Origin of the sequence: Nostoc sp. DedQUE02 (genome assembly GCF_034531035.1) — a bacterium.
GTDB lineage: Bacteria > Cyanobacteriota > Cyanobacteriia > Cyanobacteriales > Nostocaceae > Nostoc.
The window spans coordinates 1-18476 of sequence record NZ_JAVRBY020000064.1; the positions used below are offsets into that span (position 1 = coordinate 1).

The 18476-nt window shown below is 42.0% G+C and carries 9 protein-coding genes and 1 pseudogene; 5 read left to right on the forward strand and 5 right to left on the reverse strand.

The window, feature by feature from the left end:
* Positions 1-120: 120 nt before the first annotated feature.
* Positions 121-1314: an NAD(P)/FAD-dependent oxidoreductase gene (locus tag RMX98_RS30085; protein WP_322677829.1), complete on the forward strand. Its 1194-nt coding sequence runs from the start codon at positions 121-123 to the stop codon at positions 1312-1314.
* A gap of 164 nt (positions 1315-1478) precedes the next feature.
* Complete coding sequence (locus RMX98_RS30090) at positions 1479-2126, forward strand: HAD family hydrolase (protein WP_322677830.1); 648 nt, start codon at positions 1479-1481, stop codon at positions 2124-2126.
* Positions 2127-2369: 243 nt separating this feature from the next.
* Here the strand turns inward: RMX98_RS30090 and RMX98_RS30095 are convergent, their stop codons facing one another.
* Together RMX98_RS30095 and RMX98_RS30100 are read right to left on the reverse strand one after the other, a co-directional pair.
* Complete coding sequence (locus RMX98_RS30095) at positions 2370-2660, reverse strand: hypothetical protein (protein WP_322677831.1); 291 nt, start codon at positions 2658-2660, stop codon at positions 2370-2372.
* 66 nt (positions 2661-2726) lie between these two features.
* Positions 2727-6398: a DEAD/DEAH box helicase gene (locus RMX98_RS30100; RefSeq protein WP_322677832.1), complete on the reverse strand. Its 3672-nt coding sequence runs from the start codon at positions 6396-6398 to the stop codon at positions 2727-2729.
* A 974-nt stretch (positions 6399-7372) separates the two neighbouring features.
* Between RMX98_RS30100 and RMX98_RS30105 the strand changes: the two are divergent.
* A pseudogene (locus RMX98_RS30105) lies at positions 7373-7561 on the forward strand (Uma2 family endonuclease); the annotation flags it as partial.
* A 140-nt stretch (positions 7562-7701) separates the two neighbouring features.
* On the opposite strand, the gene RMX98_RS30110 reads toward RMX98_RS30105, so the two are convergent.
* Positions 7702-8475, reverse strand: coding sequence for an SDR family oxidoreductase (locus tag RMX98_RS30110; protein WP_322677833.1), 774 nt, complete (start codon positions 8473-8475; stop codon positions 7702-7704).
* Between the two features lie 712 nt (positions 8476-9187).
* Here RMX98_RS30110 and RMX98_RS30115 point away from each other — a divergent pair.
* Together RMX98_RS30115 and RMX98_RS30120 are read left to right on the forward strand one after the other, a co-directional pair.
* Entirely contained in the window at positions 9188-10291 is a 1104-nt protein-coding gene (locus RMX98_RS30115) for a TIGR03032 family protein (RefSeq protein WP_322677834.1), read from the forward strand.
* A 64-nt stretch (positions 10292-10355) separates the two neighbouring features.
* Positions 10356-14720 carry a beta strand repeat-containing protein gene (locus RMX98_RS30120; protein WP_409882014.1) on the forward strand — a complete coding sequence of 1455 codons (4365 nt, stop codon included), beginning with the start codon at positions 10356-10358 and terminating at the stop codon, positions 14718-14720.
* A gap of 110 nt (positions 14721-14830) precedes the next feature.
* On the opposite strand, the gene RMX98_RS30125 is transcribed toward RMX98_RS30120, so the two are convergent.
* Both RMX98_RS30125 and RMX98_RS30130 read right to left on the reverse strand, forming a co-directional pair.
* A complete protein-coding gene (locus RMX98_RS30125; RefSeq protein WP_322680011.1) occupies positions 14831-15265 on the reverse strand; it encodes a hypothetical protein in 435 nt (144 codons plus the stop codon).
* Between the two features lie 171 nt (positions 15266-15436).
* Entirely contained in the window at positions 15437-18448 is a 3012-nt protein-coding gene (locus tag RMX98_RS30130; protein WP_322680010.1) for a valine--tRNA ligase, read from the reverse strand.
* Positions 18449-18476 lie beyond the last annotated feature (28 nt).

Sequence of the window (18476 nt, forward strand, 5' to 3'; positions counted from 1 at the left end):
AAAACCGAGGGGGATGAGTAGGGATACTCATCCCCCCAACTTTTGTAAATCCCCACAAAAATTTCAGTTACCCTGAAGTTAGTTAGCCAACTAGTATTGACTGTCCCATAGATAGAATCGATGACTGAACAAACTTCTAGAATTTGTATCCTTGGCGGCGGCTTTGGTGGTCTTTACACAGCCCTGCGGTTAAGCCAATTACCTTGGGAATCTACGCCAAAACCCGAAATTGTTCTGGTAGATCAAAGCGATCGCTTCCTATTTTCTCCTTTACTTTACGAATTACTCACTGGTGAATTACAAACCTGGGAAATTGCCCCACCCTTTGAAGAACTTTTACAAGGCACTGGTGTACGTTTTTATCAAGGGGTTGTGTCTGAAATTGACATTGACCAACAACGGGTAAATATCCAAGAAGGGCCAGAAATCCCTTACGACCGATTAGTGCTGGCGTTAGGAGGTGAGACACCACTAGATTTAGTACCTGGTGCAGCAGCTTACGCCTATACATTCCGCACAATCTCTGATGCCTATCGTTTAGAAGAACGCCTGCGATTTTTAGAAGAATCGGATACTGATAAAATTCGGGTAGCGATCGTTGGGGCTGGCTACAGTGGTGTAGAGTTAGCCTGTAAGTTAGCCGACAGACTAGGAGAAAGAGGACGCTTTCGGATCGTTGAAATCGCCGACCAAATCTTGCGAACTTCCCCAGAATTTAATCGGGAAGCAGCAAAGAAAGCAATAGAAGCCCGTGGCGTGTTTCTTGATTTAGAAACCAAAGTCGAATCAATAGAGCAAAATACCATTTCCCTAGAGTACAAAAACCAGTTAGATACGATTCCCGTAGATTTGGTAATTTGGACTGTGGGAACTTTGGTCGCACCCGTAGTCAAATCTCTTTCTCTCAAGCAAAATCAGCGTGGTCAAATCAGCACTACATCTAATTTGCAAGTTCTTGATCATCCAGAAATCTTTGCTTTAGGAGATTTAGCAGACTGTCATGATGCTGAAGGACAACAAGTCCCGGCTACCGCACAAGCGGCTTTTCAACAAGCTGATTACACTGCTTGGAATATCTGGGCAACTCTGACTAATCGCCCTCTTCTTCCCTTCCACTACCAACAGTTAGGTGAAATGATGACACTAGGAATAGACAACGCCACTCTCACTGGTTTGGGAATTAAATTAGATGGGCCCTTGGCATCTGTCGCCCGTCGTGTTGCCTATTTATATAGGCTGCCAACTTTAGATCATCAGCTTAAAGTTGGTTTTAATTGGCTAGTCCGTCCGATCATAGAAACACTTTCTCGGTAATTTTCAGATTGGGCATTGGGTATTGGGAATTGGTAAAAAACCAAGACATTTACGATGATTTGCTTTATTTTCGCCAACCTACTTAGCAGATGTTAGACTCTACCCACAGAAGCTCTTTAACAAGCCGAAGTCTAAAATTCAACATTCAAAATTTTCAAACTTTGATGGAACAACCGAAAGTTATTTTTTTAGATGCTGTGGGTACACTCTTTGATGTCAAAGGTAGTGTAGGCGAGGTTTATAGTCAGATAGCCCAGGAATTTGGCGTTACAGTTTCAGCCGAAACATTAAATACAACCTTCATCCAAAGCTTTAAAACAGCGCCGCCGCCCATATTTCCAGATGCAGAACTGCAAGATATTCCCCAGCGCGAGTTTGATTGGTGGCGGATAATTGCTCTGAACACTTTTGAAAGAGCAGGTGTTCTCAAGGAATTTTCTGACTTTTCGGCTTTTTTTAGCGAACTTTACATCCATTTTGGCACTGGTGAACCGTGGTTTGTCTATCCTGATGTTCTACCAGCTTTAATCAATTGGCGGCGGTTGGGAGTTACCTTGGGCGTGCTGTCCAATTTCGATTCCCGGATTTACTCAGTATTGCAAAGTTTGGGATTGAGAGAGTTTTTTACCTCCATTACCATTTCTACCCAGGTACGTGCAGCAAAACCCGATCCTCAAATTTTTGCTATTGCCTTAGACAAACATAAATGTTCACCAGAGGCAGCATGGCATATTGGCGATAGCATTATAGAAGACTATCATGCAGCTAAAGCAGCTGGACTCAGAGGCGTTTGGATCAACCGTGGAAAATAAGGATCAATCAACAGTAGCCCAAATGTCAATTTAATGCATAGGAAACTGTGCAATCTCAACTGTAATACACTCCCCCTTCTGAGGCACTCCGACGGTTGCCCTTTATTGTGGCTGATATTGCTCTCATTCTCGGCACATTAATACTGCTGGCGCTGATTGCGCGTGTCGGTGCAAGAGCATTAGTGAGCTTTGTACCACTAGATTATATATTCAGCCTCTAGTGATAAAGCATCCCTTGAAGAGTCAAACATAAATCTTTGATGAAACAAATCGATTTTCCGCATCTAGCATGAAGTCGTAGGTATTTAGAAAATCAGACTGCCACTTTTCAGGTTTTTGGCAAATTGCGAGTGGAAATCCTGCTAAATCAAACCATTGAATATCATTCCCAATTTCTACTGGTACTACTCTCCAATTTTTACTTGGAGCCTTACTGAAATCTTTAAGCAAATTGACATTAATTCGGTTAGGGGGTTTAGGACTTGGTAAATCAACACTGGAAAATGATTGTTCTACCCAATTTTTGATATTCACTGCATTAAGATACTCATTTGGTTCCGATTCTCTTTCGCTAATATACTGATAGTAAGTTTGCGCTAATTATTCAGCTTGTTTACGAGTTGTTACATCTTCTACTTTAGCAAGCAAGTATGAGGCTACTGGGTCTAGAGTTCCCCATACAATAAGTTCTTTAATCCAGAAAACAATCCAAGGTAGCCCAGTTTGTGGCCAGTTTTCCAATGATGATTCAACTAACTCGCCACCAAAAGCTTCATCTATTGCTAGTGCAATAACACTTCCTAAACCCCAATTAAATCGATATCCAAAATTTTGACTAATATATGAATGCCAATTTGAAATTTGACTAGGCTTGGGTTGTTTAATTGCTCTGATAGGGTCAAGCCACCAGCATAATATTTCATTCCAAGAAACATTTTTTGATGAGTCACTAAGTCTGAATTTGGACAGACTGGTTAAATTACTAACTATACTTTGAATATAATTAAATCGTTCTTCTACTGTCCAAATCGCATAATTTCCACCCAGTGCTAATTGTTGTTTAAGTCTAGGATAGAGAGTTAAAAGCTGATTTCCATCACGTGGTGGTAAACTAGTACGATACAAGCGTCGACGCTGTGACAAATCTTTATAAATTTCTGCTTTTAGTGCCCTACCTCGCCTGATAAATAAATTTTCTAATCTTTTTTGTTCGCGGCTAGCGTAATGAGCAAAGCTTCGTTGCCAAATTTTTTGCAGATGCTCCTCCAATTCATTATGGCTTAAATCTTTAGCTTCTAGCTGTTCAATTTCGACAATGGCAGACAATAAAATACTATCCAGTGAATCGAGAGTTTCAATAGCTGATAATTGTGCGTCAGAAAGATTATTGTCAGGGTCAAGCGGTGCAGTTTTTTCCAGCCATTTTAAAAAATTATCCTGTCTATTAGAACTAGAAATTAGCTGCCATTGTTCTTCCAAACGTAGCAGTAATTCTGCTAAAGGACTTAGAGGATTTGCATTTGGGTTAATTGCCTGTGTTTGATTTTCTAATTCTCCTATCAAAGATAAGTATCTTTTACGTGCTTCTTTGTCGCTCCAATCTGTAGATGAATTACTAAGTAATACTAAACTACGTCCTTCTGTGCCAAATCCAGGTCTTCCAGAACGACCAACTAAATTACCAAATTCACGAATATTTAGTTCTCCCGTACCACGTCTTAAACTTGGAATTAAAACTGTTTCAAAAGGAAGATTAACTCCTTCGGAAAGAGTTGACGTTGCTAAAACTAAATTTACAATTTTTTTATCTATGACATCGATAAGTAATCGAGCCATCAAACCTGGCATTTTTCCATGATGTACTATGATTCCTTTCTCTAACAGCTTATACTCGCGGGATTTAGTACCGAAATAATCTTCACATGAACGTAAACACTTTTGCCAAATCTCAAGTTTTTCTTGCTCTATAGGTTCTTGAAAAAATGAAGGTATTTCTATTTGCGACCATCTCTTCAAAAAATTTAGAAAGTCTTCAGCATAACCACCAGGGTACTGTGTAACTGAAATAAGAACAGCACGCCTTTGGTCTTTTTCATCTGGTGCAGCTAAGTGCATAGCTGCCCAGAAAAGATAAGGGCGTAACCTCTTTTCAACTCCTTCATTTTTCCCTTTTGGCACAGGAGGATATGTCGGAAAAGGATTCGGAATAAAAGGTGTGTCAGATTGACCGCCTTCTTGAAATTCTAATTTTCTGCCGTCAAGTAAGTCATAGCGTATTTCAAATCTTCTTCCTGGTAGGCATTCAAGCCGCCCTATTAATTGACGTGTACTTCTGTAATTTGTCTTTGCTGGGCTAGCATCAGTTGAATTTTCTATCCAGCTTGCTAATGCCCCTTCTGTTTCGGATGCAACAGCAGATAGTGCAATAATTCGGCTATTATTTTGTTCTATATAAGTAAACAGTCTTGAACTTAATGACTCTAAGCGTAAGGTTCTATTCTCAGCTTTTTGCAAAGAATCTTTATTACCATCAAATTGAACTGCATGGGCTTCATCAAGTACAATAAGCGATACTCTACGGATAAATAGAGACCCTAAAAATTTCATCAAAGCTTCTGCTTTTTCATAAGTGCAAATTAAAACTGTTGGCTGTTCTGATGTCAGCCATACATCTGTTGGCCCCCAGTCAGTACCACCATATAAACCTGTAACTATTACACTGTTATTAGTAGAACGCTTTAAAACATGAGATAAATTTGATTCAACTTCTGTGGCAAGCGCTCTACTTGGCACTAAGTAAATTACTAAAGGAGTCGAGCTACTAAAATTGTTAGAATTTGTTGTTTCCAAGAATAAGCTTTGCAGAATTGCAATTTCAGCTATTGTTGTTTTTCCTGAACCTGTAGGGGTACAAAGAGCAAATGATTCTGCTGTGGCTAGTCGTTCAATTCCACAAATTTGAGAACGCCATGCTAAAGCTTTACGGTTTTGATAACTTTGGCGTAAATAACGTTCTAAAAAACTTCTACCATTTGGAGTAATCATCTGAGAAAGCAATTCTAGATGATCTCGTAGAGAAGTTTGTATATATACAGACGTAACTTCAGCACACAATTTTCCCAAAAGCCAAGAATAAGTGTCATGTCCATGAAGAAGCACCTTAGCAATATCAGAAAGCTTTTCAATAGCTTTTTCTAATCTTGGTTCATTTCCCCAGCGCATTTTTGCACATAAAATTCCTAAAGAACTAGCAGTTTCTTTAACAATCAACTTGTTAAATCTGTCAGCAGTTGTATCAGTCTCATCCCAAAGAAGACTTGTTTCAGTTTGGAAATTTGATGATGTTGCAGTTGCCCAATATTCTGTCAGCTGTTGCAATAAACTGGGAAAATCAGCTTTTAGCAATGAACGTAGAATTTCTGACTCTATTCCCTCACTTATATCTTCGTTGAGTAAACCCGCAGCCCTAGCAGGATAACCAGCAAGTTCATACACAGCTGCTGCAAGTAAACGAATTGGTAAAATATCTGGGTTTAGTTGGGGATGAGATAGCCATTCAAATAACTCACCAGCCCTTAGCATTCGATTACGCCAGTTAGTATCTCCAGTTTCTCGCTGGATAAATGCAGCCTCAATAAGGCGCATAGCATCATTTAATCTTTCACCTGCTTCATCTTCTCGCCACCCAGTTAATCCCTTTCCTCCTGCGCGAAGTCTGGTATGTTGGCTATAAAGTTTTGCAATTGCTGGAGTTAGCTTGCTACCCGCCAGACTATTTTGTAGTTCTGTCGCTAGAGCAATGACTTCGTTACTTGGTTTAGTCATCTCATTTTGCAGAACTTCTCCCTCTACTATGACATCAGAGTTTGTTTTTGCAACCTCTGAATCATCTGGTTGTTGAACTGTCTGAATAGAAATATTTACTGAAGGTGTTAAAATCGCTGGCTGACTATAGACAGTTGTAACAATATTTTTAACTTCATGAAGATGAATTTCAACTGCTTCAAGTCTTCTTCCTGCTGTATATTGTTCGTGTGGTTTTTCAGGAGATATCCAGGTAGGATTTTCGACAGGATGCTTACCACAAATATAACTAATTAAATCGCAGCGTTCATAATTTATATCGACTTTTTCTAGCCATAAAACTCTTAGAGAATCAACCCATTCAGATGAAGAAAGATCATTGTAATCCCCCAAAATCTCAATTATTTGTGGGATATCAACAGGCTTTATATGTGGTTCACTTACCTTTTTATGTGCTTCAGCTATCATTTCTGTGTAATGATTAGTTGTGCATTTAGCTTCACAAAATAGAGAAGCAATAATTACTCCTTCGCTGTTGCGTAAAAAAGCAAGACAATCATCACCTGTACGTCCAGGTCGCTTTTTTGCAATCTCTTCAGTTTGATTTAGAAATTCTAAATGCTGAAACTCAACTAGATGAAATCGGAAAAGACAAGCAGGAACTTCCCAATCATTCTTTCCAAAATGAGCAAAATTTTCGGCAATAATTCCTGAAAATATATCTCCAAAATAACTCTGACGAGATATAATATTAAGACGCTCAGGATAGCCATCGCTTGGATCGCTTTCTAAAAAATCCCCAAATGGAACAAGAGAATTTCCTGCTAATTTACGAAGACGATATCGAGCATCTTCATGGGCTTTTTGAACGATTAATATTAATTCATTGAGAATTATATCTCGTTGGCTTTTATCTTCTTTGAGCAGACGATGTGTGTACTGCTTGTCTTCAGATTCGCTAACTGAGTTAGATAACCACTTTGATATTCCGTTAAACTTAGTTTTTTTTGTCTTTCTTTCATCGAAAATACTCTCTAATATTACTCAGATTTACAATATAAGCCTTCAACTAACTAAGATAATTTTAAACTATATGTAAAACTTAATACTGAAAGAATAATAGTATAGCAAAATAATGCGGTAAGTATTGAACAAGAGCTATAACGCTTACTCTGTATTACTTTTTGGCAAGGGCGGATTCTGAAATTTAGACAAAATGGGTTGGTCAAGAGAACAATAAGAGAGTGTAATTGAATACAGCATCTTGAAGTAGAGCTAAGAGAAAAACATCAACTCTCGTTTGCTGTTATCAAATAGATAACAATGAAACAAATTTCTATATGACTGAAAATAGCTCTCTAGTAAGCATGGAAATTATTAGATAGTCAACCTACTATGTCAACCGAGTGCTAGGCTACAGTTAGCAAGCTTGAGAAGCAACTATGACTGCCCTGATTCTAAACCTCAGCCCCACCATTGAACTAACAGATGAGCAGTTCTTCCAACTGTGTCAGAATAATCGAGATTTGCGACTTGAGCGCACCGCAGAGGGAGAATTAATTATCATGCCACCAACTGGATGGGAAAGCGGAAATCGAAATTCAAAACTAACAGCCCGGTTAGAATTTTGGGCTAGCCATCGCTCTATCCAGAACCCTTGTAGAGAGATGTAGCACTGCTACATCTCTACATTCTTTTTCACTCATATCTCTTTTGAGTAAATTAATTAAAAAGGGTAATCTTTTTGAGAATGGTATGAGATGGGTTACTTTTATGTTCGTCGATTAACTAAAGTAGCGCTAGCTTGGTCAACAGGCATCAGCACAACTTCATTAATATTGACATGGGGCGATCGCGTCACACAGAAAAATATCACATCAGCCACATCATCTGCTGTCAGGGGTGTAACTCCCTGGTATACTTTGTTGGCGCGTTCAGTATTTCCGTGAAAACGCACCTCGCTAAATTCCGTTTCAACCATACCAGGATCAACCGAAGTCACACGGACTCGTGTTCCCAACAAGTCTTGTTTTAAACCTTCAGAAATTGCTCTCACAGCAGCTTTGGTAGCACAGTAGACATTGCCCCCAGGATATGTTTGATGTCCAGCAATGGAACCTAAATTTACCACATGACCGCGATCGCGACTCACCATTCCCGGAATAACATAGCGGGAGAGGTAAAGTAAACCCTTAACGTTAGTATCAATCATGTCTTCCCAGTCTTGAAAACTGCCCTCATACAACTTGTCTAAACCACGACTTAAACCAGCATTATTAATGAGAATGTCGATGTCAGACCAGGAAGGGGGTAGAGTAACAATGGCAGATTCAACAGCGCTGCGATCTCGCACATCTAGCTGTAACAAAAGAATTTCAGTACTAAACTCTTTACTGAGAGTCTCTGCTAGCTGCTGCAAACGTTCTAATCGTCGTGCTGCCAAGATCAGTTTTGCACCCGCACCAGCGAAGATTCTTGCACAAGCAGTACCAATACCACTACTTGCACCAGTGATCAAAATGATTTGATTTTGTAGGGAACTCATTGGGATAGTTAGAAGTTAATAGTTATGAATTAGCACAAGTTTCATAGTTCATAATTTATCATCAGTCGTCTCTAACTCCTAACATCATCTCCGTTTGATTACTTATTAAACTCGAAGAACCCCAAAGAGCCAGTGTGAGTCTTGTTTCTTTTCTACGAGACACTCCGCCTACGCTATTGATTTGAAGTTAATCAGCAAAAGTCTGAAACTACCGAATTTGATTCATAAATAAAATGGTCAATTTGTATAGTGTTAAGTACTAGTAATTAAACTTAAACCAATCTCAATATTTAATACAAATAACGGCGATGTTGGAGATGGGCTACTCCTGGGCACTTTTTTAAACCTAACAACGACATTTGAGGCTATATAAACAAAATCTACTGATTTCGTTTGCAAATAATTAAAGTTTTTAGCAAATTATATATTCAGTATATATACAGATTTATTCTAAGAAAATAGTCTTTATTATAACAATAGATAACAAAATAATATTTACCACTAAGCTTTATAAAAAAAATTAAGTTGAAAATGTCTGCATTAGATATGGTGCAGTCTCATTGCGGTGTGACCTGTTACCTATTATCTGGGGCAATTCCTTTTGGTTCCTCAATTTCAAGGGCTAGAGCCAGAGATCACTGACTATCTTTGTACTTAACCAAGTCAAAATTTCCCCAACAAAATTTGAAATTTAATTCAACTTACTTTATTTATGTTAGCTACTTCTACCACTACTGTCCCAGAAGAGAATAACTTAATTCAGTGTGATGCTGATCCGGGATTTATCTCCTGGTTAAGTCAAGCCGGAGGTTCGGTTGCCATCACCACCTACCAAGCTGGAAAACTGGCAATTGTGGGCTGGAATGGGCAACAAATTACCATGCTGCTACGCCAATTTTCTAAACCAATGGGGTTGGCAGTTCATGGTTCACGTCTGGCATTAGCTAGCCATCATGAAGTCATTTTATTAGCCAATGCTCCTGCACTAGCTTATGAATTTTTAGAAGACCAGCCTGGACGCTATGATGCCCTCTACCTGCCACGGATGGCATACTTTACAGGCGACCTCAATATTCACGACCTGGAATTTGGCAGAGAAGGGCTATGGATTGTCAACACCCGCTTTTCCTGTCTTTCTGCCTTGAGTCCAGACTTTAGCTTTGTACCGCGCTGGCATCCCAAATTTATTTCCGAAGTAGTCCCAGAAGACCGCTGCCACCTGAATGGATTAGCAATGGTGGATGGTAAACCCAAGTATGTGACTGCCCTCGGTGCGACGGATACCGTTGGCGGGTGGCGACCGGGTAAAGCCAACGGTGGAGTCGTGGTGGAAGTGGAGAGCAATGAAATTGTTTTAGATGGATTATCAATGCCCCATTCCCCAATTTGGCATGACGGGTTTTTGTGGCTGCTCAACTCTGGTGCTGGGGAAATATGGCGTATTCATCCAGAATCAGGGGACAAACAGGTAGTTTGTGTGCTGCCAGGATTTCTGCGGGGATTGTGCTGTGTGGGATATTACGCCCTGATCGGACTTTGCCAAATTCGAGAACGGCATATTTTCGGAGGGTTGCCCATTACCCAACGGTTTGAGCAGTTGCTTTGTGGTGTGGCCGTGGTGGATTTGCGAAATGGGCAGCAGGTGGGGATGTTGAAGTTCACAACAGGCTGTCAAGAACTTTATGATGTGCAGTTTCTCCCTGGTATGCAGCGGCCGATGGTTTTGAATCAGGAACGAAAAGAAATCCGCCAAGCATTTACTGCACCAGAATTTAACTACTGGCTGCGACCGAGTGCGGTGATTCCTAATGGCTAAAGAGTCTGCCTAATCAGATCGTAATTGTTGAAATCAAATTTTTAGTTTTTTTCAGAGGTTTTTTATGGCTGAATTGCAAGTCAATACTACCACCGACAATAATCAATCTAACCCCGCAGTAGCAATAGATAAACAACATGGGGACTTTGTTATCGCTTGGCAAAGTTTTGGTCAGGATGGGTTTTCGGATGGGATATATGCTCAACGCTACGACAGGGCTGGGGTGGCTCAAGGAGAAGAATTCCAGGTCAATACCAACATCGCTGACAGTCAAAATAACCCCACAGTAGCGATGGATATAAATGGGGACTTTGTTATTTCCTGGGCTAGCAAGCAGGATGGGTCTGGCTATGGGATATATGCTCAACGCTACAACAGTGCTGGGGAGGCTCAAGGGGAAGAATTCCTGGTCAATACCAACACCACTGGCAACCAAGTTAGCTCCACAGTAGCAATGGATGCAAATGGTGATTTTGTCATTTCCTGGCAAAGTGATGAGCAGGACAGCTCTTACTTTGGAATATATGCCCAGCGCTACAACAGTGCTGGGGATGCTGTAGGGGACGAAATTAAAGTCAGTACCAACACTATCTATCAAATTAACCCCACAGTAGCGATGGATGCTGATGGGGACTTTGTCATTTCCTGGCAAAGCTATGATCAGGAAAGTTCTCACTTTGGAATATATGCCCGACGCTACAGCTACACCACTGCCGGGGAGTTGCAAGAAGGTAATGAATTTCAGGTCAATACTGACTTCCTTGGTGACCAAAAAAACCCCACACTAGCGATGGATGCAAGTGGGAACTTTGTTATTTCCTGGGAAAGCGATGGTCAGAACGGGTCTGGCAAGGGGATATATGCCCAACGCTACAACAGTGCCGGGCAAGCCCAAGGGAGCGAATTTAAGGTCAATACCAACACTACTAACAACCAAACTAACCCCACAGTAGCGATGGATGGAGGGGGAGACTTTATCATCTCTTGGACTAGTGATGGTCAGGACGGGTCTGGCAAAGGGATATATGCCCAACGTTACAACAGTGCCGGGCAAGCCCAAGGGGGCGAATTTAAGGTCAATTCTTACATTGTTGGGGATCAAAGTACCCCCACAGTAGCGATGGATGGAGCAGAGAACTTTGTCATTTCCTGGCAAAGCGATGGTCAAGACGGTTCTGGTAATGGAATATATGCCCAACGCAACGTCATTCCTGGGATTCCGCCGACAATCACCTCTACTTCTGGCTCTGCACTGGCATATACCGAAAATACCACTACAGCCATTGATTCAGGGATCACTGTCAGTGATACAGACTCCTCCAATCTCACTAGTGCGATCATCAGCATTAGCAGTGGCTTCATTTCTAGTCAAGATATCCTCGCCTTCACCAACCAAAATGGGATTAAGGGCAGTTACAACAGCAGCACAGGTGTCTTAATCTTAACTGGCAGTTCCACCGTTGCTAATTATCAAACCGCACTGCGTTCCATTACTTATACCAACAGCAGTGACAGCCCCAATACCACAAATCGTACTATCAGCTTTATAGTCAACGATGGGACTGCTAATAGTACTACCGTTACCCGCATCATTAATATTACGGGAGTGAATGATGCGCCTGTTGCTACTGGTTCTACCTTTGCATTGCCATACACAGAAAATGACACTATAGCCATTGACTCAGGCATCACTATCAGTGATACAGACTCCTCCAATCTCACTAGTGCTACGGTTAGCATTAGCAGTGGCTTTATTTCTGGTCAAGATATCCTCGCCTTCACCAACCAAAATGGGATTACGGGCAGTTACAACAGCAGCACAGGTGTCTTAACCTTAACTGGTAGTTCCAGTATTGCTAATTATCAAACCGCACTGCGTTCCATTACTTATACCAACAGCAGTGACAACCCCAATACCACAAATCGTACTATCAGCTTTATAGTCAATGATGGGACTGATAATAGTGCTACCGTTTCTCGCATCATTAATATAACGGGAGTGAATAATGACCCATTTGTTGCCAATCTTATTGCTGACCAAACAGCGACAACAGACACCGCTTTCAACTTCGCCCTACCAGTAAACACCTTCGCAGATGTGGATGCTGGAGATCATCTCACCTACACCGCCACCTTGGAAAATGGTAGTCCACTTCCTGTTTGGTTAACTTTCAACGGCACTACCTTCAGTGGTACTCCCACAAATGACAACGTTGGTAGCTTTAACATCAAAGTTATCGCCAGTGATGGAACGGCAACTGCCAGCGATGTTTTTGCGCTGACAGTGGCTAATACCATTAATCAAATCCCTAATGTGATTAATGGCACTTCAGGTGTAGACAACTTGACTGGTACCGTGAACAAAGACATCATTTCAGGATTGCTGGGCAATGACACTCTTCAGGGGCTGGGTGATAACGACACCCTCGATGGCGGCGATGGCAATGATTCCTTAGATGGTGGTATAGGTATTGACAGCCTCATCGGTGGTAAAGGCAATGATACTTATATTGTGGACAGCATCGGCGACATCATTACTGAAGGCTTAAATGCGGGCACAGATTTAGTCAAGTCTTCGGTGAGTTGGGTGTTGGGAGCTAACCTGGAAAACTTGACTCTGATTGGAACTGACGCAATAAATGGTACTGGTAACAGCCTTAATAACATCTTGATTGGAAATACTGGTGCTAACATCTTGAGCGGAGAAGGTGGTAATGACACCTTATTAGGTGATGCAGGTAATGACACTTTATTAGGCAGTGCAGGTAATGACACCTTGGATGGAGGTACAGGAACTGATAGTCTTAATGGTGGAGTCGGCAATGACACTTATATCGTAGACAACCTCGGTGATACGATTACTGAAGGTTTAAATGCAGGCACAGATTTAGTTAAGTCTTCCGTGAGTTTTGTGTTAGCAGATAACGTGGAGAACTTGACCCTGACTGGAACCGACGCTATCGATGGTACTGGTAACAGCCTTAATAACATCTTGATTGGAAATACTGGTGCTAATAAGTTGAGCGGAGGAGATGGTAACGATAGTCTCTTTGGTAGCTCAGGCAATGACAGTTTGTTAGGCGGTGCAGGTAATGACACCTTGGATGGAGGTTTAGGAGCTGACAGTTTTGATGGTGGAGCCGGCAATGACATTTATACTGTAGATAACCTGAACGATTCTATTACTGAAGGCTTAAATGCAGGCATAGATTTAGTTAAGTCTTCCGTGAGTTTTGTGTTAGCAGATAACGTGGAAAACTTAACCCTGACTGGAACCGGAGCAATTGATGGTACTGGTAACAGCCTTAATAATATCCTGATTGGAAATACTGGTGCTAATAAGTTGAGCGGAGGAGATGGTAACGATAGCCTCTTTGGTAGTTCAGGTAATGACAGCTTGTTAGGCGGTGCAGGCGATGACACCTTAGATGGAGGTGCAGGGATTGATACTCTCAATGGTGGAGTCGGTAATGACATCTACACTGTAGACAATGTTAGCGATATTATTACCGAAGGCTTAAATTCAGGCACAGATTTAGTCAAGTCTGCTGTGAATTGGGTATTAGGAGAGAACTTTGAGAACTTGACCCTGACTGGAAGCGCGACAATTGGTACTGGTAACAGCCTTGATAACATCCTGGCCGGAAATGCTGCTGCGAACACCTTGACCGGAGGAGATGGTAACGATAGCCTTTTTGGTAGCTCAGGCAATGACACCTTGTTGGGTGGTACAGGCGATGACACCTTGGATGGAGGTACAGGAATTGATAGTCTCAATGGTGGAGTCGGCAATAACACTTATATCGTAGACAATGTTAGCGATATTATTGTTGAAGGTTTAAATGCAGGCACAGATTTAGTTAACTCTTCGGTAAATTGGGTCTTGGGAGATAACCTAGAGAATTTGACCCTGATTGGAACTGGGGCAATCACTGCTACTGGTAACGGTCTTAATAACATCCTGATTGGAAATACTGGTGCTAATACGTTATCAGGAGGAGATGGTAATGATAACCTCTTTGGTGGTTCAGGTAATGACAGCTTATTAGGTGGTGTAGGAAACGATAGCCTCTTTGGTGGAATTGGTAAAGATACGCTGACTGGTGGAGCTGGACAAGATAGCTTATATCTGACTGATACCCGCACTGGAGGCTATGATACGATCGCTGATTTTACTGTTGGAGATGATACTATCTTCATTTCTAAGGCGGAATTCGGACTGAGCCAATCTCAGGATACGATACTCGATCCGGGCTTGTTCCGACTTGGTACGATCGCTACAGCTGCAAGCGATCGCTTCATCTACAATCAAAGTACGGGGAACTTGTTCTTTGATAAAGATGGATTGGGCGGTACAGCACAAGTTCAAATAGCCCAGTTCTCCAATAAGGTAGTGCTTAGTAGTACAAATATTACTGTGATTGCTTAACCAAAGCTAACTATAGCTAGCATTAGTAAATTACCCAGTAAGAGACAGATCAACTCTTGCTGGGTAATTTGTCATAAATACACACTTGAGCGCAACACAACTGCAAATTTTTAACTTTCTTCTTGGGGATAACCATTTTTCTCGCGTTTGAGGCTTTCTTCTAAGGCTTGAATTTGTTCGCGTCTAGCTTCCAACTCTAAGGAACGCCGCGCTAAGTCTTGGTTCTGTAATGTCAGGGATTGTCGCCAATGTTCTGCTCGTTCGGCTTCATGCTGCAAAAATTCCGGGGTAATGCCGATGGTGAGGTAGTTTTGTACCAGGTGGAGTACCCAGTTGGTGGCGTCTTCTAGTCTTTCAATGTCGCCTGTAGGGGAAAGTTCTACTAGAACAAGCAAGTTCTCACTCATGATCTTTCCCTTTCCCAGTAGAATGAAAGCTTCTTCGGGAATTATCGCCCACAAGTTATCAGCTTCTTGACGCGCCAATAAGCGTAACTGGTGCTGGTCTAAAAAATCGTTTTTACGCACCTGGGCTAGATATAGCATGAGGGTCGCTTCGCTCCAATTCAAAATTCAAAATTCAAAATTCAAAAAAAATTTAATAAAAAAATAAGTGCCAGAATGGATATTTGGATCTTGTTAATTGGTAATGGGTAATTGGGAATTATTAACACTTCCATTACCCATTACAGTTATCCTAAGCCACGCAGACTATGCCTACGATAACCCCTGGAGGCGACCGCGCAAAATTTCTGCTTGCTTCTGTGCTTCTGCTAAGGCGTCACGCGCCCCCTGTACCACGTCGGGCCTAGCTTTATCTACGAAACTAGGATTGTTTAATCTGGTACTCAAGGATTGAACTTCTGCTTCAGCTTTACTCAAGCTTTTTTCTAGCTTGGCACGGACAACTTCAATATCTACCACACCGCTTAGAGGAATTAGCACCTGTATTGTACCAATTACACCTGCGTAGACGCTTTGCGGCTTGCCGTCAGGCATCGCATTTTCTGTTTCTTGTGGTTGTTCTAATTCTTTCTGCGGAAAAAACTGTCTCCATAACTTTTGTCTAGCTTGAGCAGTTAATAAATTTTGGCTAACAAACCACGCTGTGTAAGCAAAACCAACTAGTTCAAAGAAAGTTCCGATGATGGGAATATCATCAATGGCATTCCCCGCAGCTAAAGCCACTCTACCAAAGACAATGGCCACGATAATTAAGCCAATTGTCTTCAAACCTCTTTGAGGTTTTTTCGCAGCAACAGTTTGGTTTTCTTGCTTGTCGGTAATAGTTAAAGTCTCAACCTTCGCCAAATCTTTAATATAAGACTGTCCAGCAGTGAGAATTTCCCGCTCCTTCTCGCTTTCAGTTTGCAAATTCGCTGTCACTTTTACCCCTGGCTTAATATCCGCCTCAGCCCGCAAATTCCGAATTGTGCGGATAGTAGCAATCAGTAATTCAAACTGTTCTTCTAAAGCTGAATCAATTAGGTTTGCATCTACCTGCGGATAGATTTGTAATGGTAAAGTTTGCGGAGAATCTGCTGATTGTTGGGTGAGAGTTTGCCAAATTTCTTCGGTAATATGAGGCATGAAGGGATGAAGCAGTTTCATAATCCCTTCTAGTATGTAGCCGAGGGTTTGCTGTGCTACCCGCCGCGATACTGGATTGGCATCTGCTTGCAATCTGGATTTCACTAGTTCAATATACTGATCGCAGAAATCGCCCCAAATAAACTCGTAGAGTCCTTTTGCTGCTTCCCCTAAACCGTAATTATCGATGTAATTAGTGGTTTGTTTAACAACTTGATGATACCGCGAGATAATCCAGCGATCGCTCAATTCTGTGGCAACTGGATTCCCCAATTGTTGCGGTGTCTGTCCATCCAAATTCATCATTACAAACCGGGCTGCATTCCACAACTTGTTTGCAAAGTTGCGCGATGCCTCTACAGAAGCCGATTCATCCTTTTTGCGATCGTATTCTAAGCGGATATCTTGACCAGCACCAGCCACTTCTCTAATTAAGGTATACCGCAGGGCATCAGTACCATATTTGTCAATTAATAACAGAGGGTCAATACCATTACCTTTGGTCTTTGACATCTTCTGACCTTTTTCATCCAGCACCAAGCCGTGGATGTAAACTGTTTGGAAAGGCATTTGCTGCGTAAAATGCCCAGCCATCATTGTCATTCTGGCTACCCAGAAAAAGATGATGTCAAAGCCTGTCACCAAAGTAGTAGTCGGGTAATAAGTTGCTAAATCCTGAGTTTGTTCCGGCCAGCCCAAAGTCGAAAATGGCCAGAGTCCAGAAGAAAACCAGGTATCTAGCACATCTGGGTCTTGTTCTAACTTGACATTTTCGCCAAATTGTGATTTAGCTTTTTCCCAGGCTTCGGTTTCCGATTTTGCTACTACAAACGGCGTGTTATCGGTAATTTGTCCATCCGTTTCACTGACAGCGTACCAAGCCGGAATTTGGTGTCCCCACCATAATTGACGAGAAATACACCAATCAGTGAGTTTTACTAGCCAATCACGATAAACTTTAGTCCAGCGTTGGGGGACAAACTCTGGAGAAGTTTGCTGGTCGAGGAATTCGAGAGTATTGTCAGCTAGGGGGCGAATTTTGACGAACCACTGAGTCGAGAGGAGGGGTTCAATAGGTACTTTACCGCGATCGCTGTAGGGAACGGTATGCTTATAATCTTCGATCTTCACCAAAAAGCCATCTGCTTCTAGGCGAGAAACCACATTTTTTCTAGCAACAAAGCGGTCTTGTCCTTGAAACTCCCCAGCATTGGCGTTGAGAGTGCCGTCTTTATTCATAATGTTGATGAACGGCAGATTGTGACGCTTACCCATCTCAAAATCGTTCGGGTCATGGGCGGGAGTTATCTTTACGCAACCCGTGCCGAAAGTGGGGTCAACGTATTCATCCCCAATAATCGGAATTTCTCGTTGTAGAATGGGCAGAGTTAAAGTTTTGCCAATAAGATGTTTGTAGCGATCGTCATTGGGATTAACTGCTACTGCTGTATCACCCAGCATCGTTTCTGGTCGAGTTGTCGCCACCTCTACAAAACCAGAACCATCGGTGAGAGGATAACGGAAGTGCCAGAGATTTCCATTCACCTCTTGATTTTCTACTTCCACGTCAGACACAGCCGATTGGGAAGCTGGACACCAATTAACTAAATATTCACCACGATAAATTAAGCCTTCCTCGTAAAGGCGAGTAAATGCCTCGACAACAGCCTTAGATAAACCCTCATCCAGGGTAAACCTTTCCCGCGACCAGTCCACCGAAACACCCAAGCGTCGTAGCTGATTCAGAATCGTTCCCTCAGACTCCGCTTTCCATTGCCAAGCGCGTTCTAAAAATTTTTCACGCCCCAATTCGTAGCGAGTCTTACCCTCTGTTTTGAGTTGCTTTTCCAGCATAGTATGCACCGCGATGCTGGCGTGGTCAGTTCCGGGTAGCCACAGGGTATTACGTCCCTGCATCCGGTGGTAGCGCACGAGGGTATCAATCAAGGAACTTTCAAAAGCGTGACCCATGTGCAAACTGCCGGTGACATTCGGCGGTGGAATGACGATGCAGTAGGGTTCGCCGCCTTTGTTGGGGTCAGCTTTGTAAACTTGGTTGTCTTCCCAGAATTTTTGCCACTTGGCTTCAGTGGAAAAGGGGTCGTAGAGACTGGGGAGATTGGGAATAGTTGCGGTCATGCTGGGAAAACTAACTATGGAAGGACTC